21 protein-coding genes and 1 pseudogene are annotated in these 26,115 nt (G+C 42.5%); 4 read left to right on the forward strand and 18 right to left on the reverse strand.

The genetic code is table 11. The annotated features are described in order from the left end of the window. The first annotated feature begins 16 nt into the window (after positions 1–16). The 4 genes from mobC (at position 17) to I6E24_RS04525 (ending at position 7,131) form a co-directional block, all read left to right on the forward strand. A complete protein-coding gene (gene mobC, locus I6E24_RS04510; protein WP_235326592.1) occupies positions 17–2,029 on the forward strand; it encodes a conjugal transfer protein MobC in 2,013 nt (670 codons plus the stop codon). 58 nt (positions 2,030–2,087) lie between these two features. Further along, the gene (locus tag I6E24_RS04515) at positions 2,088–3,422 is read left to right on the forward strand and encodes an RNA-binding domain-containing protein (RefSeq protein ID WP_068856498.1); all 1,335 of its coding nucleotides are present in this window, start codon (positions 2,088–2,090) and stop codon (positions 3,420–3,422) included. Between the two features lie 272 nt (positions 3,423–3,694). Further along, positions 3,695–5,017, forward strand: coding sequence for a DUF3945 domain-containing protein (locus I6E24_RS04520; RefSeq protein WP_235326594.1), 1,323 nt, complete (start codon positions 3,695–3,697; stop codon positions 5,015–5,017). Positions 5,018–5,043: 26 nt separating this feature from the next. After that, on the forward strand, positions 5,044–7,131 hold the full coding sequence (locus I6E24_RS04525) for a type IA DNA topoisomerase (RefSeq protein ID WP_235326596.1): 2,088 nt from the start codon (positions 5,044–5,046) through the stop codon (positions 7,129–7,131). A 97-nt stretch (positions 7,132–7,228) separates the two neighbouring features. Here the strand turns inward: I6E24_RS04525 and I6E24_RS04530 are convergent, their stop codons facing one another. From I6E24_RS04530 to I6E24_RS17195, 18 genes and pseudogenes are all read right to left on the reverse strand, one after another. Further along, positions 7,229–7,747 (reverse strand): dihydrofolate reductase family protein, encoded by a 519-nt coding sequence (locus I6E24_RS04530; RefSeq protein WP_235326598.1) that lies wholly within the window; start codon positions 7,745–7,747, stop codon positions 7,229–7,231. 399 nt (positions 7,748–8,146) lie between these two features. Beyond that, positions 8,147–8,425 carry a helix-turn-helix domain-containing protein gene (locus I6E24_RS04535; RefSeq protein WP_055095680.1) on the reverse strand — a complete coding sequence of 93 codons (279 nt, stop codon included), beginning with the start codon at positions 8,423–8,425 and terminating at the stop codon, positions 8,147–8,149. Between the two features lie 19 nt (positions 8,426–8,444). Further along, positions 8,445–10,490: a bifunctional DNA primase/helicase gene (locus tag I6E24_RS04540; protein ID WP_235326600.1), complete on the reverse strand. Its 2,046-nt coding sequence runs from the start codon at positions 10,488–10,490 to the stop codon at positions 8,445–8,447. Next, positions 10,453–10,812, reverse strand: a complete 360-nt coding sequence (locus I6E24_RS04545; RefSeq protein WP_117749055.1) for a helix-turn-helix domain-containing protein — start codon at positions 10,810–10,812, stop codon at positions 10,453–10,455. The genes I6E24_RS04540 and I6E24_RS04545 overlap by 38 nt, the downstream gene beginning before the upstream one ends. Before the next feature lie 217 nt (positions 10,813–11,029). Continuing rightward, positions 11,030–11,875 carry an RteC domain-containing protein gene (locus tag I6E24_RS04550; RefSeq protein WP_235326602.1) on the reverse strand — a complete coding sequence of 282 codons (846 nt, stop codon included), beginning with the start codon at positions 11,873–11,875 and terminating at the stop codon, positions 11,030–11,032. Continuing rightward, the gene (locus I6E24_RS04555) at positions 11,872–12,645 is read right to left on the reverse strand and encodes an N-acetyltransferase (protein ID WP_117463701.1); all 774 of its coding nucleotides are present in this window, start codon (positions 12,643–12,645) and stop codon (positions 11,872–11,874) included. The genes I6E24_RS04550 and I6E24_RS04555 overlap by 4 nt, the downstream gene beginning before the upstream one ends. An 8-nt stretch (positions 12,646–12,653) precedes the next feature. Then, entirely contained in the window at positions 12,654–13,493 is an 840-nt protein-coding gene (locus I6E24_RS04560; protein ID WP_235326603.1) for an AraC family transcriptional regulator, read from the reverse strand. A gap of 97 nt (positions 13,494–13,590) precedes the next feature. Next, entirely contained in the window at positions 13,591–14,211 is a 621-nt protein-coding gene (locus I6E24_RS04565; protein WP_004347720.1) for a CatA-like O-acetyltransferase, family 2, read from the reverse strand. Positions 14,212–14,291: 80 nt separating this feature from the next. After that, positions 14,292–15,113, reverse strand: coding sequence for a response regulator transcription factor (locus I6E24_RS04570; RefSeq protein WP_068855731.1), 822 nt, complete (start codon positions 15,111–15,113; stop codon positions 14,292–14,294). 551 nt (positions 15,114–15,664) lie between these two features. After that, positions 15,665–16,837 carry a TlpA disulfide reductase family protein gene (locus tag I6E24_RS04575; protein WP_235326605.1) on the reverse strand — a complete coding sequence of 391 codons (1,173 nt, stop codon included), beginning with the start codon at positions 16,835–16,837 and terminating at the stop codon, positions 15,665–15,667. A gap of 9 nt (positions 16,838–16,846) precedes the next feature. Then, positions 16,847–18,262: a RagB/SusD family nutrient uptake outer membrane protein gene (locus tag I6E24_RS04580; protein ID WP_235326607.1), complete on the reverse strand. Its 1,416-nt coding sequence runs from the start codon at positions 18,260–18,262 to the stop codon at positions 16,847–16,849. 22 nt (positions 18,263–18,284) lie between these two features. Next, positions 18,285–21,470: a SusC/RagA family TonB-linked outer membrane protein gene (locus I6E24_RS04585; protein WP_317218723.1), complete on the reverse strand. Its 3,186-nt coding sequence runs from the start codon at positions 21,468–21,470 to the stop codon at positions 18,285–18,287. A gap of 217 nt (positions 21,471–21,687) precedes the next feature. After that, positions 21,688–23,493, reverse strand: a complete 1,806-nt coding sequence (locus I6E24_RS04590; RefSeq protein ID WP_235326611.1) for an AraC family transcriptional regulator — start codon at positions 23,491–23,493, stop codon at positions 21,688–21,690. Positions 23,494–23,646: 153 nt separating this feature from the next. Further along, positions 23,647–23,928: a hypothetical protein gene (locus tag I6E24_RS04595; RefSeq protein WP_235326613.1), complete on the reverse strand. Its 282-nt coding sequence runs from the start codon at positions 23,926–23,928 to the stop codon at positions 23,647–23,649. Between the two features lie 4 nt (positions 23,929–23,932). Further along, positions 23,933–24,214: a xenobiotic reductase B gene (locus I6E24_RS04600; protein ID WP_154044056.1), complete on the reverse strand. Its 282-nt coding sequence runs from the start codon at positions 24,212–24,214 to the stop codon at positions 23,933–23,935. 154 nt (positions 24,215–24,368) lie between these two features. Beyond that, positions 24,369–24,545: pseudogene (locus I6E24_RS04605) on the reverse strand (GGGtGRT protein); the annotation flags it as partial. A gap of 165 nt (positions 24,546–24,710) precedes the next feature. Continuing rightward, positions 24,711–25,304, reverse strand: a complete 594-nt coding sequence (locus tag I6E24_RS04610) for a putative polyvalent protein kinase domain-containing protein (protein ID WP_235326616.1) — start codon at positions 25,302–25,304, stop codon at positions 24,711–24,713. A gap of 557 nt (positions 25,305–25,861) precedes the next feature. Next, entirely contained in the window at positions 25,862–25,996 is a 135-nt protein-coding gene (locus tag I6E24_RS17195) for a hypothetical protein (protein ID WP_262911886.1), read from the reverse strand. Positions 25,997–26,115 lie beyond the last annotated feature (119 nt).

Below are 26,115 nucleotides of genomic sequence, written 5' to 3' on the forward strand. Positions count from 1 at the left end.
TTAAAAATATACGACTATGCAACAGGAAGATGATTTGAGGGGGCTTGCAAGGGTCATGGACTTTATGCGGGCAATCAGTATTTTATTCGTGGGAATAAACATGTACTGGTTCTGTTACTCCAGCCTGAAAGGATGGGGAGTAACCTTTGAGGTGATAGACAAGATTTTGTGGAACTTCCAGCGTACCACCGGGCTGTTCTCGTCCATGCTGTGGACGAAACTTTTTGCGGTGGTGTTTCTCGCCCTGTCGTGCATCGGGACAAAAGGAGTGAAGAACGAGAAGATAACTTGGACGAAGATACATTGCTGCCTTGCGGTGGGTTTCGTCCTGTTTTTCCTGAACTGGTGGCTGCTGGAACTGCCCTTGCCGCATACGGCGGACACGGCATTTTACATCGCCACGCTGTCTGTGGGCTATATATGCCTGCTCATGGCGGGTACATGGATGTCCCGCCTGTTGAAGAACAACCTTATGGATGATGTCTTTAACACCGAGAACGAGAGTTTCCAGCAGGAAACCCGGCTTATCGAGAACGAGTATTCGATAAACCTGCCCACCCGTTTCTATTATAAGAAGAAATGGAACAACGGGTGGATAAATGTGGTGAACCCGTTCCGTGCCAGCCTTGTGCTGGGCACGCCGGGAAGCGGAAAGTCATACGCAGTGGTAAACAATTACATAAAACAGCAAATCGAGAAGGGTTTTGCACTCTACTGTTATGATTATAAGTTTCCCGACCTGTCGGAAATAGCATATAATCATTTGCTCACGCATTTGGACGGCTACAAGGTCAAGCCCAAGTTTTACATTATCAATTTTGACGACCCACGCAGGAGCCACCGGTGCAACCCGATAAATGCCAGCTTCATGTCGGACATAGCGGACGCTTACGAAGCCAGCTACACGATAATGCTCAACCTCAATCGCAGTTGGATAACCAAGCAGGGCGACTTCTTCGTGGAAAGCCCGATTATCCTTTTGGCGGCTATCATTTGGTATTTGCGCATCTATCAGGGCGGCAGGTATTGCACGTTTCCCCATGCCATTGAACTGTTGAACAAGAAATACGCCGATGTGTTCACGATTTTGCGCAGCTATCCCGAACTGGAAAATTATCTTTCCCCGTTCGTGGACGCTTGGGAATCAGATGCCCAAGAGCAGTTGCAGGGGCAGATAGCGAGTGCCAAAATACCGCTTTCACGTATGATAAGCCCGGCACTTTACTGGGTAATGACGGGCGATGATTTCTCGCTGGATATAAACAACCCGAAAGAGCCTAAAATACTGGTTGTCGGCAACAATCCCGACCGCCAGAACATCTATTCGGCGGCACTGGGATTGTATAACAGTAGAATAGTGAAGCTGATAAACAAGAAAGGTCAGCTTAAAAGTTCAGTGATTATAGACGAGTTGCCCACTATCTATTTCCGTGGTCTTGACAACCTGATTGCGACCGCCCGAAGCAACAAGGTGGCGGTTCTGCTGGGCTTTCAGGATTACAGCCAGCTTACCCGTGACTACGGGGACAAGGAAAGCCGTGTGATACAAAATACGGTAGGCAACGTGTTCAGCGGTCAGGTGGTCGGGGAAACGGCAAAAATCCTGTCGGAGCGTTTCGGGAAGGTGTTGCAGAAACGGCAGAGCATGACAATCAACCAGCGGGAGAAGTCCACCTCGATAAGCACCCAGATGGACAGCCTGATACCTGCCAGCAAAATATCCAACCTCACGCAAGGCATGTTCGTGGGGGCGGTGGCGGACAACTTCGATGAACGGATAGAACAGAAGATTTTCCACTGTGAAATCGTGGTGGACAACGAGAAGGTGAAACGGGAAACTGCCCGTTACGTGAAGCTGCCGCAGATTATCGACTTCACCGACAAGGATGGCAACGACCGGATGCAGGAGGAAATACAAGCCAACTACGAACGCATCCGTCAGGAAGTCCGGCAGATTGTCGAAGACGAGATAACCCGTATCAAGAATGACCCGGAGCTGTGCCATTTGATTAAGGAGGAGGAAGAATAACCGATATTCTTTCCTGACACACAGTATTTTTGCTAATTTTGCAGACAAAGAAATGATTATGAATGAGAACCAAAATATAGAATGGAAAGAAAGCTGGCGGGACGACTATCTGAAATGGATATGTGGTTTTGCCAATGCCGCAGGCGGCAAGATATATATAGGCATGAATGACAGCGGGCAGGTGGTCGGTGTTGCCGATGCCAAGAAGCTGTTGGAGGACATACCGAACAAAGTCCGTGATGTGCTGGGTATCATTGTGGACGTGAACCTGTTGGACAAAGACGGGTTGGAGTATGTGGAAATTGACGTGCCGCCTTATTCGAACCCTATCAATTATAAAGGTCAATACCATTACCGCAGCGGCAGCACGAAACAGGAGTTGAAAGGTGCGGCATTGAACCGCTTTATCCTGCAACGTACAGGCAGGCATTGGGACGAGTTTCCCATAGAAAGAGCCAAAATAGAAGAACTGTCGGAAAGCGCATTGAACCGTTTCCGTAAGGAAGCGGCAAGGAGCGGACGGGTGGACGAAGGTGTTTTGAAAGATAAGACCGAACACCTGCTGCATGATTTACGTCTGATAGACGAGGACGGACATTTGAACCGTGCAGCACTGCTGCTGTTCCATCCCGACCCTGAAAGGTTTGTGTTCGGTGCATATATAAAGATTGGTTTCTTCCGGGATGACAAAGGCAATCTGGAGTTTCAGGACGAAATTCACGGTGCTTTGATGGAGCAGGTGGACAAGGCTATGGATTTGATAAAAAGCAAATACCTGATTTACCGTATCTCATACGAGGGAATTTCTCGGCGTGAAACGCCGCAGTTCCCGGTAGAAGCCATCAGGGAATCGTTGATGAATGCCGTAGCACATAAAGACTACGCCAGTGCCGTGCCCGTTCAGATTAGCGTATTTCCCGACCATATCACTTTTTGGAACGCCGGGCAGTTGCCGGAGAACTGGACTACCGAAAGGCTTTTTGAAAACCATCCATCCTCTCCATATAACCCGTTAATTGCCAACGCATTTTTCAGAAGCGGGGACATCGAAAGCTGGGGACGGGGCTACAAGCGTATCTTGGAAGCGGTCAGCGCATACAAATTGCTGCCGCCCCGACTTGAAATGTTAAGCGGTCTGATGATTACCTATTATACCGATATACGTTCTCAACTGCTGGTGCAGCGGGTGGATGAAAGGTATATTCCTGTTATAGAGTATGCAGCCAAGAACGGGCGTGTGACAAACTCGGACGTGCAGGAAATTTTGGGAGTAAGCAAACCGACAGCTTCCCGCATACTCCAGCAAATGAACGGCTGGCTGGATATGCAGGGAAAAGTGGGTAAGGGAACTTATTATACACCTAAATGGCTCACTAACGTATCACGGATATAATGCCGTTTTTTTGCAAAATGCTGATTATTAGCCGGAAGAGACATGATTAAATGGCTCATAAATGGCTCATCAAAAGAGAGTGATTGACTTCGCTCTCTTTTTTTATGCCCTTTTTAATTCTCCAATCATCAGTTGGAGATTTATCCTACCCGGACAAACCGGGACACCGCAGGACAAATCGGGACACTCATTGCCACCTGTCAAAATATAGCATATTTAGTCGTTACCTTTGGATGGGAATAATCCCGTAACCACTAAAATTCCAATTATTTATGGCAAACAGAATGAACCCGCCCGCAGAGGGGCAGGAAAAAGACGTGCTGCTGGTCTTGGATAAACAGCAGGGGAAAGTGAGTGCCGTTAAAGGTATCGACAACGAGGGCAATTTGCAGACCGTAGAACCGACCCAATCCCATAGCGGTGAGTTTATGCAGGTGGACAGGAACAGCGATGTGTTCAGCAACTTCATTTCCAATTTTTTCCGCAGGTATCAGGACACGGAGGGACTGGCTTTGTTCCGCTGCAAGGCTACGGAAGCGGAACAGGACGCAAAAGCTATCGAGGACAACCACCGCAACCCCACGCCGGAGGGCGACAGACGGGCGGAAATGTTGCGAGTTCCGAATCCCGACAATAACGGGGGCAGGCAGGACTACCGTTTCGACCCGGCTAAAATCAATTGGGAGGACTTGAAGAAAGTCGGCATTACCGCCGACACGTTGAAAAACACAAAGGATTTCGACAGGGTGATGCGTGGCTACAAATCCCGCAACACCTATACCGTTTCGGGGACGGTAGGCGGCTTCTACCTTAAACCTACCGATGTCAAGCTCTCTTTCTATCAGGCAAAGGACGGGACGGTAGTGCCTAAGCTGCACGGCGTGCAAATGGATGAAAAGCTGCTTCAACGCCCGTATAACGGGCACGAATTTTCCAAGCAGGAACAAGGCAACCTGCTGGGAACTGGCAATCTGGGCGGTATTATCCAAATCAAAGACCCGAAAAACGGGGAGCAAATCCCCGTGTTCGTCAGCCGGGACAGATACACCCATGAACTGGAGTACATGCGGGCAGACAAGTGGAAATGCCCCGATACCGTTTGTGGCGTGAAAGTAAGCCCGGAACAGAAAGCCGCTTTTGAAGCTGGGAAACCCGTCAAGATGGAAAACCTGCAATTCAAGGACGGGACGAAACGCAGTGCCTATCTTCAAGTCAGCGCAGTGGAGCGTGGCTTGGAGTTCCTGCCGAGGTCTGCCGTCCAGTTCTTGCAGCAGGGGCAGCAGCCCGCACAGCAGCAGGTCACAGGATTAAAGGACGGCAAGGGTGTGGAGTTCAACGGTCATGTGCAGCCCGGAGTACAGGGCAAATCCTCCGGCAAGGTGCAGCCGAAAGATGTTATCCCCGTTTCCGAGAGCCGGACGCAGGTAGCGGTCAATTCTGGAGGAAAGACCGATGAAGCAACCAAACAGACCAAAGAGCCGCTGAAACAGGGACAACAGAAACCCACCGCCAAGCAGAAAGAGAAACAGGAAAAAGCACAGGACAAGAGCCTGAAAACGGACAAACCCAAGAAGTCCAGAGGGATGAAAATGTAGTACCTACCATTAAAAAGTGAAGAATTATGATTGCATTGATAGCGGAAAAGCCCAGCGTGGCAAAAGACATCGCCCGGATTATCGGGGCGACACAAAGGAATGACGGGTATCTGTCCGGCAACGGGTACATGGTGACATGGGCGTTCGGACACTTGATACAGCTTGCCATGCCCGAAGCCTACGGCGTGGCAAATTTTCGCAGGGAGAGCCTGCCCATACTTCCGTCCGATTTCCGGCTAATCCCCCGTCAGGTGAAAGCCGAGAAGGGCTACAAGGCAGACCCCGGCGTGTTGAAACAGTTGAAAGTGATTAAGGAGGTGTTCGACCAGTGCGACAGGATTATTGTCGCCACCGATGCCGGGCGTGAGGGGGAATTGATTTTCAGGTATATATTCCATTACCTGAACTGCCGCAAGCCTTTTGTTCGGCTGTGGATAAGCAGCCTTACCGACAAGGCTATCCGTGAGGGGATGGACAATTTGCAGCCGGGCGGACGTTACGATAACCTCTACCTCTCCGCCAAGTCCCGTAGTGAAGCCGACTGGCTGATAGGGATAAACGCCACCCAAGCGTTGAGCGTAGCCGCCGGACAGGGCGTGTTCTCGTTGGGCAGGGTGCAGACACCCACGCTCGTGATGATATGCAGCCGTTTTTTGGAGAACAGGAATTTTGTCCCGACCAAGTTCTGGCAGCTCAAAGCGGCGACCGCCAGCGGGGGAATAGGTTTCACCACCCAATCGACCGACAAGTGGGAACAGCAGTCCGATGCCATAGCCGCCCTGCAACGGGTAAAGGATGCCGGGCAGCTTGTGGTGAAGTCTGTTGAGAAGAAAGAAACCAGCCAAGAACCGCCCCTTTTGTACGACCTTACCACATTGCAAAAGGAAGCGAACACGAAGCTGGATTTTTCAGCGGACAAGACGCTTTCGATAGCGCAAAGCCTGTATGAAAAGAAAGTGATGTCCTATCCGAGAACCGGAAGCCGTTATATTTCGGAGGATGTTTTCGAGGAAATGCCGGAACGCATCGCACTGTTGGGACAATACCACCGCTTTGCCGGATATGCTGCCAGCTTGAACAGCAACACACTGAACCGCCGCAGCGTGAATGACGGCAAGGTAACCGACCACCATGCCTTAATCGTTACCGAGAACCTGCCCGATGAACTTTCCGAAGATGAAAGGGCGGTCTATGAACTGGTAGCCGGGCGTATGCTGGAAGCCTTTTCGGACAAATGCGTGAAAGACGTTACCACTGCTGTATTGTCCGCCGGAAATACCGATTTCACCGTAAAAGGGGCGATAATGAAAGAAGCCGGATGGCGGGCTGTGTTCAACGAACAGGAAGCAGGCGAGGACGGAGAAGCTGCCGGACTGCCACAGCTTCAGGAGGGAGAAACCTTGTTGCTCTCCGGCGTAGATCTGCTCGAAAAGCAGACCAAGCCGAAGCCGCTGCATACGGAAAGCAGCCTGCTTGCCGCAATGGAAAATGCGGGAAGGGAACTGGAGGATGCCGAATTGAAAGCCAGCCTGAAAGATGCCGGGATAGGTACGCCAGCCACTCGTGCGGCGATTATAGAAACATTGTTCGCACGCCAGTACATCGTGCGTGAGAAAAAGAATATTATACCCACAGAAAAGGGACTTGCCGTTTACAGGATTGTCAAGGACAAGAAGATTGCCGATGTCGAAATGACGGGTATGTGGGAAACCGCCCTTGCCAAGATAGAAGCGGGCTGCATGGATGCCGACACATTCAGGAAAGGCATCGAGGTATATGCCGCCCAAATCACGGTGGAACTGCTTTCCGTACAACTGTCCATTGCCGGAGGTGAAACCTGTCCCTGTCCGAAATGTGGCAGCGGACGCATCCTGTTCTACCCGAAAGTGGCGAAATGTTCCAACGTGGACTGTACGCTTACCATATTCCGTAACAAGTGCGACAAGCAACTGACCGATAAGCAGGTTGTCGAACTGGTGACGAAGCGGAAGACCGGGTTAATCAAGGGCTTCAAGGGAAAGAACGGCAAGGTTTTCGATGCTTCGCTGGTACTGGACGAACAGTTCAATGTCGTTTTTTCATTCCCTGAAAAGAAAGGAAAGCCGAAGAAATGACTTATCTTTACCGCTGAAATTTCATTGTGATGGGTTTTAAGGCTTATGATAATTGAAATTTTAGTGGTTGCGCCCGGAGGGAAACCGGGCGCATTTTTTATATGTCCCCGTCAAACAGGTAGGTCGAACGGACAATTCCGTTTCCTAATACGTTACTTTCCGACAACTTCCACTGCGAGCCGAACGTTTCCCCGACAAAGCCGATGCCTTTGCCTATCATGACGGGAACGGTATAGATTGTCAGACTGTCCAGCAGTCCGGCTTTTATCAGCGAGGTAATCAGTTTTCCGCCACCCACCACCAGTATGTCATGCGTTTGTTTCAGTTCATAAACCTTTTGCAGCGGTTCTTCGGTCAGGAACTCCACCCCGTAGTCCGGCGTTACGTTGGTGTCGTAGTGTGACACCACAAAAGACCTCTTGCTTTTGTGCGGCCACCCGCCCCAGTGTTCAAAAATGTAGTTGTAGGTGTTCGCTCCCATGAGCAGGCAATCCGCTTCCAAGTATTGCTTGCCAATGATGTTTTTTATTTCACGGGGTAACCAGTCCAGTTCCTTGTCTAAGGTAGCTGTATGTCCGTCAAGAGATACGGCGATGTGCGCTTTTATTTGTTTCATACTATCAGGTATTTAACAGTTTGATGTCCATGTTCAACTGTCCGCCAGTACCTAAAAAAAGAAGCGTGAACTTACACTGCTCCACTACGAGGTACTGGCATACCTAAATGACGAAACAGGCAAGCCCACGCTATGACAAAGCATAGCATAGACATTGCGCTGAAAATCTCGTCATTTTTGAAAAGTGCCAGTTTTCGTAGTGAGATATTCGGCGAACGAATATGTTATATATAAAGACGAAATCACAGTCAAAGCTGTTCAATCGCCGTTATTCTCTTATGTTATTTCTGCAAATGTAATGAAAATCATTTAGAAATCATGGCATACAATAAAAAAATCCTGCCGTGTTATCACAACAGGGCAGGACACGACTAATTGAATGATGACAAAAAACACGGTCTAATCCGTGCGCTCACGAATAAGCCTGTGTATGTCGCTTGCCCGATAGTAATATTTTCCGTCCAGAAGAAGATAGGGCAATATGCCTTTCTTCCGGTAACGCTGCAAGGTCTTGACGCTCACTTTGAGCATAAAGCACAAGTCCTGATTGTCGAGCAGCTTTTCACCGTTCAGGCAGTTGTGGCTGTTCATCAGACGGTCTATCTTTTTATCCTGCATGTCGAGCCTGTCCATGATACGCTCCATCCATGCCACGAAGTTGTCATTGTCTATATACATAAGCTACCCCCAATTGAAATTAAATGAGACCTATCATAAAATAACTCTGGTTTGCCGGGTCTTTCAGGATGATTTCTTTCTCCCGCATGAAACGGATATAGTTCTTGGCTGTCCGCTCCTTGATGTCCAGTACCTGTTGCAACTGTTCGCAAAGGTCTATGTAGGTGATGTGTGTCTGCCGCCCGAAAATATCACGGGCTACACCCACCAGCTCCCTTTCCTTGCGCCTCTCTTTTTCTTCACGTGGCTTTTCGCCCCGGTACGTGTGCATCCCAGCTTTCTTGTCCCATGCGAAAAGCATCAGCGGCACGTCCAGCGGGCTTCCGTCCCTTACTTTCAGGGCTTTCACTACCGATTGCGTGGGTTCATCGTCTTTCTCGATTGACAGGATGGTAGCTGCCTTCCTTTGTAGTTCGCTTCCCAGATGTCCACGCAGCTTTAATCCGTTCGGGACAAAATGAAGCACGCAAAGTATGCAGGTGTTGTAGATACCCGCCAACCGATACAGTTCATCTATCACCGCCACGCTTTCCGCTTCATCGTTGGCACTCTTTACGAGGTCGGCGATGCCGTCAATGACAACCAACTGGATGCCGCCATACTGGTAGTAGAACTTATCCATGCTTTGTATTATGGCGTTCAACCGTTCCTTTCGGGACATTCCCGTAAGGCAGAACGCTTTCAGTTCTTCCGGCTTTTCCTTTTGCCCCGCACGTGCCAGCAGGTTGCTTACGTTCTTGAAAAGCTGTACTTCCGACTGTTCGGTATCATAGAGCAAGACCGCCTTGCGCCCTCCGTTGGGCGTTACGTGGATGCCGAGCGTGTCTATCTCCGCATCCGCCGGGCATACGCAGCCCGACACGATGGCGGCTACATAGTTGCTCTTGCCCGTTCCCTCGCCGCCCGTGATGCCGAACAGGTTGCCTTGCGTACCCAGCGGGACATCGCCCGCCGAGATAATCACCTGCGCTTTGGCAGGCGGATTGTTGAAGTCTATCTCGCACGATTTAAGCATGATGAGTGTGTCGCTATACAGGTTGTCTAAAAATTCGATGAACAGTTTCAGGAAATCCTCACGGGTGTTCCCAGCTTTGAAGTAGTCGGAAATATCCTTTTCCTCTTTCGTACCGGGCAGCGGAAGCAGCAGGCGTTTTACGCCGAACTCCGCCAACAGCCTTTCCTGCTTGCAGGCACTTTCCCTGCCCGTCTTGTCTGTATCATAGAGCAGGACAATGTGCTTGAAGCGGAAAGACAGCCTGAAAATCAGGTTTGCCGGAATAGTTACCGTCTCGCTGTTGAAGCAGATGGCATGGAAACCAAGCGCCGCCAGCGAAAGCACGTCTTTCTCGCCGCCTGTAATAAATAATGTATCGCCTTTGGCGGGCAGTTGTTCCAACCCGAAGCAATAGTTCTCGCCGAAGCTGCCGCCATAGAGGAAGCGGGGTGTGGAGAACGGTCGGTACAGCTTGATATGCTGTTTGCCTTTGTAGCCGAACATGGGTTCTGCCGCTGATGAAATGTAGGCGTATGGCTTCCCCTCCACCGTTTCGCTGCGGTATTCCCGGAGCGAGCAGACCTTGTACCGCTCCAGCAGTTCGGGCGTGATGCCGTATTGCCGCCAGTATTCCAGTTCGGCGGAAGTGAACTTCTGTTCCCGGAACTGGTAGGGCTTGGCGGGCTTTTCGGGTGTGTCCTCCCTCTTGACTGTTGCCGCCCGGTGGTTAGCCGTTGGCGGGACAACCGCCGGGATGCCGGAAGTTAGCCCCAATCCCAAGTCCCGGTCGATGGTCGCCAGTATCTCGATGAAGTCCGAAGCCCGGTTGCAGTCCAACCCTTTCAGTTGCCCCACGAGGAAAAAGCAGTCGCCGCTGTAACGGTCATCGCCGAAGTCCTTCATCTTGTACATGCCGCTGTGTCGGTCAAAATAGATGTTGCAGGAAGCCTTGCTGTCCTCGTATAGCGGATTGAGGAAGTTCCGACCGATGCGCCAGTTACCGGGCAGGTAGTGCTTGAACACCGACAAGCCGTTATTTGTCCTTTCTAAGATTTCTTCTTTCCTTAACATAGAGTTGATGGTTGGTTATTAAGTCATTTATACATTCCCTGTCTCTTTTTATCAGACGTTCTTCTAACAATCGTTTTATTTCCTTGATTTTGTAGAAATAATGCCCTTTTATATCAGAATAGGAAACTAACCCTGCTGCCCGTAGGCGTTGCAATGTTCGGTCGCTGATTTTCAGGAATGTACATACTTCGTAACTATCTACCCAAATTTCATCTTCATCAGGCTTGTTGGCATCCAAATGATTAAAGATGTAATTTGCAATGGCTGTAATCTTGTTGTCAAGTTCTTTATAGGCTTTTGACTCGAATGTTATAATCTCCATATTGCTAACTTATTGATTTGCCGCAAAGTTCGGGAGAAGAAATAACCTAAAAGTCATGGTTATATCTATCATGGTATTACTTTTTTTCAAGCTATTTTTAGGGGAGTATTGGCGTAAAAGCTCCCCGAAATGTCATTTTTCAAAGTAGATTTCACTATAAAAAGAAAGTACCATGTTGGGGAGAACATGGTACTTCTACATACTGGAATACTGGAGATTATTTCATATCATCCTCATTCATCCGCTTAACAAGGCTTTCTATCAGATGATGAAGATATGCCGTTCGGTCTTTTCTCTCCTTCATGGCTATGTATGAAGCGTAATAATCTCCTAAATCAATGTGGAATATCGTGCTAAGGAAATTCATCATTTCTTTTATTTCCACATTGCCATTGTTTATGTCGCCCGAAGATACAAGAGAATATCCCAGTTCGATAAGATATGACTTTTTGCCTGTGAAGCGGAACGGGTATTTGAAGCATCTTTGTAGGTTATCTTCTATCTGATTATTCGTTACCAGTTTTACCAATCGCTTATTCAAATAAATGCGCAGCATTTCATTGGCGATAATCTTTGCCACTTTATAGTCATATCCGGTTGAGAAATTAGGGTCTTTATCGAATTGTGCGCTATCGGTACATAACCGCAAATCGGCTTTTCCACGAACAAAATAATATTCATCATACACAGTGGAGTGTGAACGGTAATATTGATAAAAGTCTAAATTACGATTGAAAAAATAGGTCAGATTATCCAGTTCCCGATTGATATAATTTCTAATCACTTCATCACTACCATTAGGACATTGTGTTTCAATCTTATATATTTTATAGAAGAATAGCAACCGACCAAGTAATTCCGGTTTCTGTGTCTTGAAAAATAAGATTTCATCCTCTTTGGTTGGAAATATATAGGTTTGTATTTTTACCCTCAATTCATCAAGAACCGTTTGCAGCTTATGCACCATTGAAAGAGAGGTTTCGATAATATCATAGCCGTAGAGGTCGATTTCCGAAATATCGACCTCTATTTGGGCTAATATATTATTAGCCAACTCTTTCATTTTACTAATTTTATAAATTTAGATTCTGTACAAACGCTTAAATCCGTAGTTACAAACTTTCCATTGTAAAAAAGAGAAAAAATAGTGGCTGGTGTGGGAGAACTTTGTGCCTGTTCTCTCGTTTCCAGCTTGATTACTTTTAAAGGAATACTCTTTTCTTGTGCAAGAACACGTAACATTCCATTTACATAATAATCCGTGTATGGACAACGACTTGAATAATAGGCAACCAGTCCTTGTTTATCGGTACATTCTCCGATTTTTGCGCAGTCATTAAAATATGGAACTACACCATTGTCACAAATATTCATCGCCAACAATGAAAAGCCATTCGGAAGCCTTTCTATTTCTTCAAATCCGTGTTTCAATAACCATTTCGTATCGCTCATGAAATGGTTCTTTTTTGTACCCACAACAGTGACTAATCCATTCTTCTGTTGCTTTTTAGCATCTTCAATTACAGATTGAAGCAAATTATATCCATGCCCTTGCCCTTTATACTGCCCTGAAACCCAAAAACAATTAATCATTAAATAATTGGGAGCAGTAACCGGAAGCCACGCATATTCAGCAGGAACATATTCTATAAAAACTTTGGCTCGTGCATCAAGCCGCCTGAAAACATAGCCATTGGCAAATTCTTTCGTTAGCCATTCTTTTTTCAACTCATACCCCGCCAAGCATTTTTTGTCAGAGAATGCGCAACAGATATGGTCTTTATCTATATTATTTTCTGTCAGCGTTATATATTTAGGTAAATTATTTTCCATGATTCTATTTATTTTATAGGTATGTAGATTTTTGTAATGTTATCATTTCTATTTTCTTTTGAATAATTGATATATTCCTCAAAAGACATCCCATGACGAAGTGAATATTCTTGACTTACGTTAATGATGTTATACCAGTCCTGCAAATCAGTATAATATCCCTGCAACGTATAGACCGCATATTTACCCTGTGGTAGCCGGATTGTACCAAATTCGCAAGTGGGTATAATTTCTTTTTGCACTGATGCACAGGCATAGAAACGACATTGATTAGATTTTGTTACATTAGGGTCGTCAAAACTTAACCCGATAAAGCGTGTGTCGGATGTAAGTAAGTCATTTTTCTTTAAGAAATGTATCAATTTACTCCACGCTGTTTCATAAGGCTCTTCCTCTCCATACTTGCCCCATATACGGATATATACTAAATCTAATCCCTCAAAATCATAAGCATCAGAATATAAGTCATACTGCTTTCCATCATGTACAAACTCTTTTAATCGCTTCTTTAATTTACTGATATAGGCTTTTGGAGAAACACCGAATTGTTTCTTAAATGCTTTGGAGAATGATTGTGGATTGTCGTAGCCGACTAACCCAGCCAAATTCTGTAAACTCATATCTTCAATTTGCATATATAGTACGGCTCGTTCTACACGTTGCCTTGCCACATAAGTATATAATGGTTCTTTCAGAGCAGAACTCATCATCCGAAGTAATTGCCGTTGAGACATATTTACTATATCGGCTATTACATTCAACTGTAATGGCTGATGCAAATTGGAATTTATGTAATCAATTACTTGATTGACCTTCTGTTTATATATATTTTCGGTGCTATTTTTCATCTATAACAATATAATTTGCAAAATTATAGAGTTTTCATAGATATATGATTGTCCAATCTCGCCAATTTTACCTTTTATTTTCCAAAGTTGTTTTCAACTATATTTTCATTTGGTTGATTTCTTTCTGAACCCCATCTAAAAAGCGGGAAGCGTGCGCCCCGTCCATTTGCGTGTGGTGGAACTGGAAAGAAACGGTGAGCGTCGTTTTCATCAGGCGACGTTTGTATTTGCCCCAAATAAGAAACGGATTATTAAAAATGCCGCTATACATCCCGACAGCCCCGTCTATTTCATATTGTGCCAAGGCGGAAGTTCCGATAACCATGCTTTCCGTCAAGTCGTGATTGACGCAACTTTCAGCCACTTGTTTGGTTAGTTGCAGATAGTGTTGATTAAATAAAGATAAATCATCACAGAAAGGAACATCACACGAACTTACCTCGCCCTTTCTGTTGGCGACAATGGTGTTTACTGCAATGGTATCGTACTGCATCAGTTTGTCGTTTACGGGCAGCAGATAAAATTCTTTCACGCTCCTTGCGGCTTTGCCGATGCACCAGCACATCAACATATTAAACTTCATGCCCGATTTCCGACTGATTTTCACAAGGCGTGACACGTTGAGTGTCTTAAAGAACGTCACCATTGGCATGGGTGCGTTCATCCACATTTCAAAGGCGTATGCCCGGCTGGTTTCTTGGGGATTTACTTCTTTCATACTTAATGCTATTTTCATTTAATGAATCAGACGGCAAAAGTAGGAGAAGCGTTTGACCCCGGATAGAACAAACGGGACATTTATACGGGATTGGTGAACAAATCGGAATATGGATTTGACACTTTCAGCAAAGACATGGGCGTATATCCGCAGAACTTCTTGAACTCCCGGATAAAGTGCGACTGGTCGGCATAACCGCTGACGTATGCTATTTGTGCCTGATTGATTTCTTTGCCCGCTTGATGCTGCATCTGCGCCAAAGCCTTTTGGAAGCGGACGATACGGGTATATTCTTTGGGATTGATGCCTACAAATGAATGAAACAACCGCTCAAACTGTTTTTTACTTAGGCAGGCAATAGAAGATAATTCGTTTACAGAGATTTGCGGAGTGATATATATTCGCTGTATGGCGGTGTCTATCCTTTCAATTCTGTATGTGGTATCAGTCAAATTATCGGCAATTTGTGACACCAGCCATTTTTCTATATAGCTTATGCAAATAGAATTATTCTCACAGTTGAATATTCGTGCAGCCAGTTCATTCAAACTCTTGTTTTCAAGACTGTAACCGGACACTTCTTGATTGTAAAAGAGTGAAGTCGGTATGTTCAGAAACATACTCATAGCGTGAGGGTGGAATACAACCACTATCATTTCTATATTTCCGTCTGCATATAGGTGTGACGAGAAATTAACTTGTCCGCTGACAGTCAATTTGTCTTGTGTAACATTCAGTTCAGGGATATATAACGGTGCTTGTTTATGGAAAATGATTTGAGGGCAACCGATAGGATAAGTAAAGGCATCCAGCGGTCGATTGCTTTTGAATACCCAATAATATCTTATATAAGGTTGCAGCAACTTACATGGCTTGTAAAATTTGAGTTCCTCTTGAATCATTTTACAAATGTACTTATTTTAGTAGTATCTTGTTTATTACAGGGTAGTTTTTAGTGCAAGGTGCAAGTATATATCTATATATAGCTTGCACCTTGCACTAACCGCAGAATATTTATTTTCAATGATTTGCATATATCAAAAGAAAGCCGTATCTTTGAACGGTAGTTTTAGGCAGACAACGAACAGCCAAAAGGTGACAGAAAAGCGTTATTCTTGTAACCTAAGTTGTACCCCCTAAGGCTTTGACATATTGATAAGAAATTGAATTTCAAGGATATTGGGGAGTAGGTTCATAACCCTGTCTCTCCGCATGAAAATCCGTTAAGCTATTGCTTGACGGATTTTTTTTGTATATGCTATACTTATTTATTGAGATAGTCATATCAAATAAAAAAATAGAAAACACACATTTCTGCCATTGTTGGGTAACTATTTTTTTGTATAGTAAGTTACCCAACTAGAAACAGTGGATTATAATTAAAATGTGGTGATATTGTTCCAGAATTAAGATTGTTTAATTTGTCTTGTTCAAAAAGGTTTCCTTCTAAATTTTATTGAAGAAGTTCTTTTAACCTATTGGCGAGTTCTTCTCCTAAAATGTTTTCTCCTATCATTACACCTTCTGAATCAATCAAGTATGTAGTCGGTACAAATCTTACCTTATAAAGGCTGGCTACACCTGTTTCGTCTAAAAAGTTAGGCCAAGCAAGTTGTTCTTCTTTTAAAGCCTTTTCCCATTCTTCTTTTTTCTTGTCGATGGAAATACTGACAATTTCGAATCCTTTTTCGCTATATTGAGCATATAGTTTTTTTAGATTAGGTATTTCCTTTCGACAAGGATTGCACCAGGATGCCCAAAAATCAATTAGTAAATATTTCTTTCCTTGACGCAAATTAGAAAGTGTAATATCATTTCCGTTTCTGTCTTTAACGGTAAATTCAGGGACTTTGGTTCCTTCTTTTCCGGCTGGATAGAGCTCTTCTTTTACCTTTAGTCCGTAGTATGATTGCTTGGCTGATGGAGAAAGTGCTTCATACCATGGCTTCATATCTTCACTTAGATAACTCGTAAATGATATCATCATTAAAGGTCCCCAAAATGAGTCTTTATTAGCCATTACTGTCTGATAATATATAGAATCTACTATGTTTAAGAATTTCTTGTCAGCCGACATTCTGGCTTTTCCTCTTTCGCTTTGTTGTAGCTCCTTAATTTTGTTCTGGTCCTTCTGCTGGTATGCTTTCATCATCATGCTATCGTAATCTGCAAACTTGCGTGCATTATCAGCATACAGTGAATCCAAATAAGTACGGGCAGACAATAACGAATCATACTTTGTGCTGAGTGGCGAACCGCTAACCGATAAATCAGAAAGATTGTAAGATAGGTTACCGTTTGTTTCTCGTTCAGTTACAGCTCCACTTATTTCTATTGGTGTGTTTTCCAATATAAGGCTACGCCATCCGTAGGCATCTTTCACTATCAGGCGCACAGCCCTTGGTTCTTCCACTTTTCCTTGAAATATAAACTGTCCATTGGTTACTGTTGTGTCTGCCATTGGGGCTTCGTTGTCGTGGCTCACTGGTACCAGTTGTACATGTGTTCCATCAGGTAATCCTTCAACACTTCCTTTCAATACATATCCATTGGTTACAGGCTGACCTGTACATGCCATCATGGCCAAACTTAAAAAGGCCATCCAAGAGAGATTTTTCTTTTTCATAACGTGGTTTTATTTAGATACATTCTGTTCAATTGTTCCGTTTCCAGGATTATTCAAAGCGCCGGCTGGGAAAGGCATAGTCCACAAATGTGAAGTCGGGCTTAGAGTATATTCTGTTCCATTGTAATTTTTTGTCATTGTACGTAAGTACTTTCCTTCGCTGTTAAAACGACGGGCATCTGCAAAAGGAACTATGGAGAATATCAACTCATTGTCTTTAGTGTTCCGAATTAAAGAAAGAGCTTCCTCAAGTGTACTTGCAGTTGCAGGACGATACATCTCGGGGCGGATACGTGTAGCGCGTACTGCATTGAGCGTATTCATCGCTTCTGTAAAATCATTTTGCGTTGTTAGTCTTGCCTGACATTCGGCTTTGATGAGATATGCCTCGCATGTGGTTAGTCCTCCATGATTGAAGAAACCGGAAGTCAAAGCCGCATAATATGTGTCGTTATTATCTACCTTAAGTTTCCAGCGTGAAAGGAATCTGGCATCTCCATCTTCAAAGCGTGCGGCTCTTTCTACAGGAATGTTATATTCATAGCTGTCGTAGTTTGACTGTCCACCGTAGCGTAAATAATAGTTTTCCACGTAATCATATTGCATAGGGGTGGCGAGCTTGTCGTAGTTATCGGGGTCTTCAATAGCGATATGATGTTCTTCGTAAAAAGAATTCCAGTCATATAGCTGATTGTTCTGTTCCAAGGCCAAATTGGAATAGCGTAATGCTTCTTCATAATTCTGCATTTGCAGATATATCCTGGCAAGTAAAGCATAACCTGCCCCTAAATTAGGATGAATTGCTGTCATTGACTGAGCTGGTAATCCCATTTCAATGGCTTCTTTAATATCATTCAACATGAAGTCATACAAATATTGAATAGAAACCTGTTTATAGGGTGCATCAATATTGGCACTTGTAATAAGGGGTACACTTAGCTTTTCTTCGGCAGTAGAGGCATCGTAGGTATCTGCATAATAGTTAGTCAGGACATCATAGCAAAGCGACCGTATCACTTTGGCGTATGCTATCACCTCGTTCCGTTCTGCGTCTGTAGCTTCAGTGGCTGTCGGAGCATTTTCTACAATCAGGTTACAGTTGGATATTGTCGCATATAGTGCATAATAAGTATCTTCATCTGAATTGTTCAGCATGATACGGTCGGCAGACTCATCCCACATGTAGTTGGCCCGATTGAGGCTTGGTGAATTGACTTGTGCATTTTTCAGATAAACGTCGTTCAGCAGATACAAAGCGTTCAAAATAGGTGTACGGCCATTTGTGTACTGGTCTCGTAACAGTGCTTCGAAGTCAGCCAGTGTAGTTGGTATTTTGGAGCCTTTCGGCGGTATGTTCAAGTAATCGTTGCATGCACTGCATATAATGCATGTGAGTATAATCAAAAGATTTATAAATTTAGTCATAAATGTCATGCAATATAATTGGTTAGAAATTCAGGTAAACGCCACACAGGTAGTTAGGCTTGGTATATCCGCCAAGCAGATACTTGGCATTGCTGCTTTTGGCCACTGTAAACACATTCTCCATGCCCAGCATGATACGTGCATTCTTCAGATATAGTTTATGACACCATTTTGAAGGAATGCGGTAGGTCAATGAAAGGTTTCTTAAACGCCAGTTTGTTGCATCAATTACGTTTATAGAGGAGTTGGCATACATACTTTGGTAGTTATAGTTGTATAGTGGGCTTTCCGTAGATATATAGCGTGGTATATCAGTATGAGCTTCGTCACCAGGTTCACGCCAGCGATTTTCTATGTCTTTGCTGACTACTCCCATACCCGACGAAATAAATGCTGTGTTTGTGTTACGCATTTTATGTCCGCCTTCAAACAGAAACTGAGCAGCCAGTTCCCAGTTCTTCCAGCGTAGATTTGTACTGACAGAACCATTATATATTGGTACGGTAGTTCCCAGGTAAACGAGATCCTCAATTTCCGAAGGAGTCATATCTGTATATAATTTTCCTTCTGCGTCATATACTTGCGGAGTTCCGGTCTCACTCAATCCTGCCCATTGATAGCCATAAATGGCATTGTATGGATTTCCTACCCGTGGATATGCGGTAGGGTAATCAATTACCAGATATGCTACCGGAGCTTTCACATTTACATACGTTACTTTATTTTTGTTATAACCTAATACACCGCTTACATTCCAGTTCCAGTCGTTGTGGCGAATAACATCTCCCGACAGCGTCAATTCAAAACCTTTATTTGTCATTTTTCCGTTATTGATGGAATATGTGCTATATCCCCATCCTTCAGTCGGTACGCCATTGGTATTGGCAAGAAGGTCAGTTCCTTTTTTATTGTAATATTCAATAGAACCGTTGAGGCGATTACCTAACAATGCAAAGTCTATTCCTACATTGAGAGTTGTAGTCTTTTCCCAACGTAAATTGGGATTCGGACGACTTGAAATAGTACCCTGAATACCTCCTACCTGGTTGTTATTGTTATAATATGCTATCATGTAAGGAGCTGAGTTCTTTGCAATGTTACCGCCGATACCATAACTTGCACGAAGTTTTAGCATGTTTATCCATGCAACATTGAAGAATGCTTCACGATCAATATTCCAGCCAGCTCCTACCGACCAAATAGGTCTTTTCTGATATTTGGAACCGGTTGAGAACAGATTTGTTTTGTCCCAACGAATACTTCCACTTACCATGTACTTTCCGTCATAAGTATAGGCTGCATTGCTATAGACCGATACATAACGGTTTACAAGTTCACGAATGTAAGCAAATTTTTGTTGGCTAAAGGACGCATATCCCCATTGCCCATTGAAGTTGCTTAGTTGTCCGGCATTAATCATGCTGTAAGTCAGCAGTTGTGGATCATAATTGTAGAGTGTACGGTCGTTATATTCCATTTTGTTTTCTCGGGTTTCCGTACCCAGAATCATGGTTATATCATGTTTCCCGGCAATTGTTTTGTTAAAATCCAACTGTTGACGGAAATTATAAGCATGTGTCGTATTTGCTGATGTAAAAAATACATTGCCATAAGGTAAGGCAAATGTGGAAGTACCGTCATTATTTGATGTAGAAAATGTATTTACCATGTTTCTCACCTCAAAAGAGTCTTTTCCTTTCAATTGCTCAGTTTTATATTCTGCATATTCATACTGGAAGGACGCTGTGTATTTTAGCCAGTCGGTAAACTTGAAAGTGAGTCTGGCGAATGTACGGTTGCTGAAATCACGGCTTTTCGTCAGATTCATTCCGATTTCATCCAGCGGTGTTATGTCCAGATTATATAAGCCGTTGTTGTGCAACAGATTCAGATTGTACAGACTGTAACGGTCTTCTTCTGTATTTGTATAATACGTACCGTCACTGTTCATCAGTCCGTCATAAGGCATATAAGTATAGCCCGGCGAAAAGAGATTAAATGATTGTGTGGTTCCTTTTCCATAATTCAGGTAAGTTCCTACATCCAGAGTAAGCCACGAAGTCATTTGTGTTGAGTTCTGCAAATTAATACCGATAGTGTTATTTTCTGAGAACTTATCCTCCAGCTGGTTTTGGCGATATGATACGGATGCGTTGAAAGTGTTTTTCTCTGTTCCTTTTCCGATGTTCAGGTTATATTGTTGAGAAAACGGATTGTGTTTGCCGTATTTTTCTATATCCTTGTAATAACGGTAACCTTGTGAAGCCAGTCCTTTCAGATTGCTTTCAAGTTGGTCTTGAGTGATATTCCCGGCATAATAGTTTAGTATATTACGTATTCCCTGAGTTGAATATGACATGTTATCCAAAACTGTGTTAGCGTAGCTTCTTACATCACCTTCATGTAGTTGGGGGTTCTGTGCAGCCCATTCACGTTCCAGTTCAATCATCGTAGCCGATCCTGCCAGATATTTATCAGCATACGTGTCATAAGGATTAACTGTCAGTGTAGCGGAAAATGATACATTAAGCTCATTTTTTTTTGCTCTTTTTGTTGTGATTACAACGACTCCATTTGCAGCGCGAGCTCCGTAAATAGAAGTAGCGGCAGCGTCTTTTAGTACAGTGATGCTCTCAATGTCTTCCATATTAAGATCTGGTACACTTTCTATCCAGTTACCATAACCATCGTTGGTCGTTTTCTCTACGGGGAAGCCGTCAATTACGTATAATGGGGTAGTAAGTCCGTTCATTGAGGTAACTCCTCGGATTTTTCCGTCGCTGTATCCTGCAACACGGCCTTCGAGTATTGCTCCCATATTGCTAAGGCGTTGTGTCTCCAACTTTTTGGAGTCAACTTTTGAAAATGCTCCTGTTGCACGTTCTTTAGAAATGGTTTGATAACCTGTTACGACTACCTCATCAAGAAGTTCTGATGAAGGCTGTAAAACGATAAAATAATCATTATCGGCATTCAGTTTCACCCGATGTGTTTTATATCCCAGATAGGAAGCTTCAATCTCTTTTGTATCAGATGGAAATGTCAGTGTAAAGTGTCCCTGAACATCCGTAATGACAGCTGCAACAGATCCTTTGGCGTCATCATTTACCTGTTTTACGTGGGCTGCAGGCAGCGGCTCGTTGTTTTCATCCACTACAATGCCATGAATTGTGCGGTTGCCCTGCGCATGAGTTTCGCAGACAAACATAATAAACGTACATAGCCAAAGCAGGAAGAGGATTCTGAAACGAGTTTCATGTAATGCTACTTTCTCCATACTTATATCTTTTTTTTAAGGTTATAGATTTAAACTTTAATTTTGCTCATGTGCAAAAATGTAAAAAAAAGATATAATATTGATACTAAATACGCGTTCAAATTCGACAATTGTTACTTTAGGAGAAGATTTTTTGTTAAAACGTTTTTCATCCTTCTTTTTTATGCATGGTAATAACCTTATTGCGATATTGTTTTGGTGGAATCCCTACAATATCCTGAAAAATTTTATAGAATGTGCTCATGGAATTAAATCCCACTTCAGAAGCTACGGCCTTTAATGGTATATCATTTTTAGGATCGCTAAGCAAACGGATAGCCTCCTGAATTCGATAACTGTTGACGTATTGCGTAAAATTCTGTTGTGTCTGCTCATTGATTATTTGCGACAGATAAGTGCGGTTTGTTTCAAGTAAGTCGGCAACACGCTCTTTTGTCAATAAGTTTTCTTTATATACCTTTTGTTCCTGCATTAGTTTTTCCAGTCGTTGAAACAGTAAAGTTTTCTTTTCATTACTCAATGAAGAGGCCGCATACTTTTCATTGGTAGAAGAAGTTACACTTGCTGCTGTATTTATATGTTCCTGCTGTAAGGAATTAATTATGGCTTTGAGATGTTCTTCCTTGCGGATTGATTCCTGATGCTGTCGCACGATACTGGTATATAAAATGTTTTTCCTCCTATACATAAGCCATAACGTAAAGGTGACAATCAGAATCACTAAGAGGACGCAAAGAAGGGCTTGTTCCTTTTTTTCTTTCTGTAGCAAAACAAGTTTCCCTTCCCGAATTTCATTTGCCTGACGTTCTGTATCGTACTTTATGCGAAGTTCACTCAGCATTTTTTCTTTATCGATATTGAATATACTGTCTGTTTCCTGCTGTAACTTTCGTTGCCAGGCAAGTGCTTCGGCATACTGTCCCATGTTTTCATAACAGACAGACAATGTATTGATTACTTGGTTTCTATATACCGCACAGTTCTCTTCTTTTGTGAGTGATAAGGCTTTTAGAAGTAAGTCTACAGCTTGCTTATTATTTCCATCTTCCTTTAATGCTATCGCATATTCATTCAGTAAAATTACTTTGTATGAGGTCTGGTTCATAGTATTCAGCGATAATCCTTTCCTGTAATATTCAATCGCCTGTTTTTTATTACCTTTAGCAAATTCTATCATGCCGTATATTGCGTACACATTCCCTTGATTGTAATACTCGTTCTGGTTCATGATAAATTCGGCTTCCTTTATATACGGTAAAGCTTTATCATATTCCTTACGCAGATAATACATATATGAAGTGTTTAATGAACCGATAAATATAAGATAGGCTGAATTTTGTTTATGCCCCATTTCGTAAGTTTGCAGTGCATAAGTCAGGCCCTCAGGATTGTTTTGTAAAAAATAAATACTGGAGATATTTCCCAGCAGAATAGCTTCAAGTTCACTGTTTTCACTTTTGTGGGCTGCTTCTATTCCTTTAAAGAAATAATGCAGGGCAGAATAATAGTCTTTGTTAATGTTACTGGCATATAACCCCATTCCATTATAAACGGAACATAAAGCCGAATAGTTATTGGTGCTTTTTCCCAGTAAAGATGCTTGCCCGAGATGATTTATTGCGCTCGAATCACCTAACATGACGTGTGCTTGCCCTAATGCGATATGTGCATACAGCAAGCTATATTCATAATCTTGTTTTTCATATCCTATACGAAATAATTCTTCCCCATACTCTATTACTTTGCGGTAATCAGCTTTGTGTAAATACAAAAAACAAAGTTCTTTTAATACTTGTACATCTTTCGGATTGCGTTTTAATATCTGTTCCTGCTGCTGTATGGCTGGAAGAATGTTTTCTTGTGCCTGACATGTCAACAGGATACAAATAGTGGAAAATATAATTATTTTAAGTCTTAATTTTATGCTTATCTGTATAGGGCTTGATTTCGGCATGATATTCTTAAAAATTTATTTATTGCATTGGAAGTGCAATAGATGTATTGTAAAATGGTCGTGAATTAGTCATAAATGAACTGAATTACTACTATTTCAATTCTTTAAAAGCTTCCGCAAAGAACATATTAAACCACTTAATGCTGTGATTTGTTACTTCATGTTTTGCTGATTTTTTAAGATAAGGTCATTGGAAAAATTGGTCTCAAAGGCAAAATCTTTATGTAATGAAATTGCATTTTCTTTCTGTTTTTGTAACTCGCCGGCTACTGTACCACCAATCCACCGTTCTTCCCATTCTGGATGTTCTTTACGTAAGTTGAGTGCAAGTAAATCGCCATCAAAAGATTTGCAGTGAATGTAATAAGGGGATAATCTACTTTTCCCAGCTCCGTTAGGACCTGCTATGACTGTAAATTCTGGACGTGCTTCCATTCCTTTATTTATTTAATAAATAAGCATATCTGCCTTTTCCTTTATCAGCAGTTCGTGAAATAATTTGATAGCTTCTTGTATTTATATCATAGCTTACCAAATCTTCACTACCATCTGGATTTGCTAAATAGTAATTTCCTTCTTTATCCCAAAATGGTATTGAAATTCCTTTAGCCCATCCTTCCAAGTAAATGCGCTCTACTTCTTTGCGTACTTCTTCATTTACTTCTTTGATGGTCTTTCCGTTGGATAGTTTGATTTTTTCTATTTCAGCGTATTCACACATGATTATCAATGATTTATGCTGCAAATATAGTATAAATTATGGTTTTAGACTAATTTGCGTATTTATTTGCATTCCATTTACGTTAAGGCAAATGACAAAAAAACTCCTGCAACCATTTAGATTACAGGAGTTTATATATTCGATTAAGTATAGATTACTTATTCAAAGCAGTAGCAACGTCAACTGCACATGCAACTGTACATCCTACCATCGGGTTGTTACCGATACCCAGGAAGCCCATCATTTCTACGTGAGCAGGAACTGATGAAGAACCAGCGAACTGAGCATCTGAGTGCATACGACCCATAGTATCTGTCATACCGTAAGAAGCAGCGACCGAGCATCCCTGTAACCAGCTTAATTGACTATAAATCAAATCTATAGTGGCAATAGATAAACTCCGTGTAAATAAATAAAAGAACTAATTATAAAAATGGGCTGCATTATGGTCAAATTCCATTTGCAATTCCGTTTGTAAAAGGAATCCATGTTTGGATTAAGACCGTGTTCTGATTTGAGTGTCGATAAAGTATAAATCACCGTCAATGCCATAAAGTACATTGTTGGGGACGACATCAAACACTTCATATTCTGAATTATGATATTCGTCGTAATAGTCCATTTCAAAACCTAATGCTTCCATATATGTAGCAATTTCATCTTCTGTAGCTTCTCGCTCAGCCAAAATGTAAGGTTGTATAAGAACTGCACAGAACTCTTTTTTACCATTATAGGCGAAACCTATCATCTGATAAGGTACGTTACCAAATAACTTGTTGTGTGCATTTATGCGGATGAAGAAATTCTCCAAATCATCACCCGCGTATTCAAAATTATTCAGCTTAATAACGATATTATCTTTGTTTCCTGTATAGACCTCGTTTTCTCCACCTTTGCTAAGAAATTCAACATTTAAGTTAGAAAGAGAAATCCATAAATTGTTGGAATTGGCAAAGTCTATCAACTCTTTTGTTTGCCCTCTCTTATAGCTCTCTGTTGGTTCAAGCGTTCCTGTTGTCTCCTTTTTTCTTCTAACGATATAGGTCGCTTGCTCCAAAATGCTATTGATTGGCGAGTTCGTTCTATCCATTCTTTGTGAAATTCATTGATATATTCCATAAATCTTATGTTTATGAGTTCAAAACAAAGATAATTATTCTTTTTTAAACTTTCATGTTTTGGTACAACATTTTATTTCTTGTGTTTTATAATTGGGGTATTTCCTTAAAATGTAGTAGCTATTGGTTCAAATGCTCTTTATAGCACATGGGTATTAGTATTAGCTAACAGATGTAGGTTTCCAATTGAGAATTATATATTCACTATAGCAAGGGTATCCATCTTGAGGTGAATTATGAAGAAAGCTTGCGGTAAACATATATTCAGACTAACAGAAACCTCATATAAGGCATATAACTGTGTAAGGCTGCTAAAAAACTAAAGTTCTATTATTTGAGTAAGATAATCTGAGTATTCTAAGACAGCCACGCACTGTCCTGTTTAAATGGATTTCCTTTTATTTATTTGACTAAGAAGCTGAAAAACGAAAGTAGGAAGAAAACGTCTTTGTTCTCCTCCTACTCAATTTTTTCTTATCAGTATTATGGAATACTTTCTTGAATATTTAATAAATATTCCCAGATCTTTTTACCCCCCAACTATACCTGAACAGTTGGTACAAAATTCACAACCAATGTTACAAATCTCAATTTCAACTTTAGCGATGACATCTTGATTGTTTTCTACAATCTGTTCTGCCAATTCAATAAATTTTGCATTCATAATTCAATAAATTAAAGTGTTGATAAAAAATTATAATGATACATTCTTTAAATGTTTGTAGCAGGAAAGTGCTGCTTTTAACATTAAAAGTTCGTAATCACTCAGTTCTCTATTTATAG

The sequence above is a fragment of the Bacteroides caecigallinarum genome, from assembly GCF_021530995.1.
Classification (GTDB): domain Bacteria; phylum Bacteroidota; class Bacteroidia; order Bacteroidales; family Bacteroidaceae; genus Phocaeicola; species Phocaeicola faecigallinarum.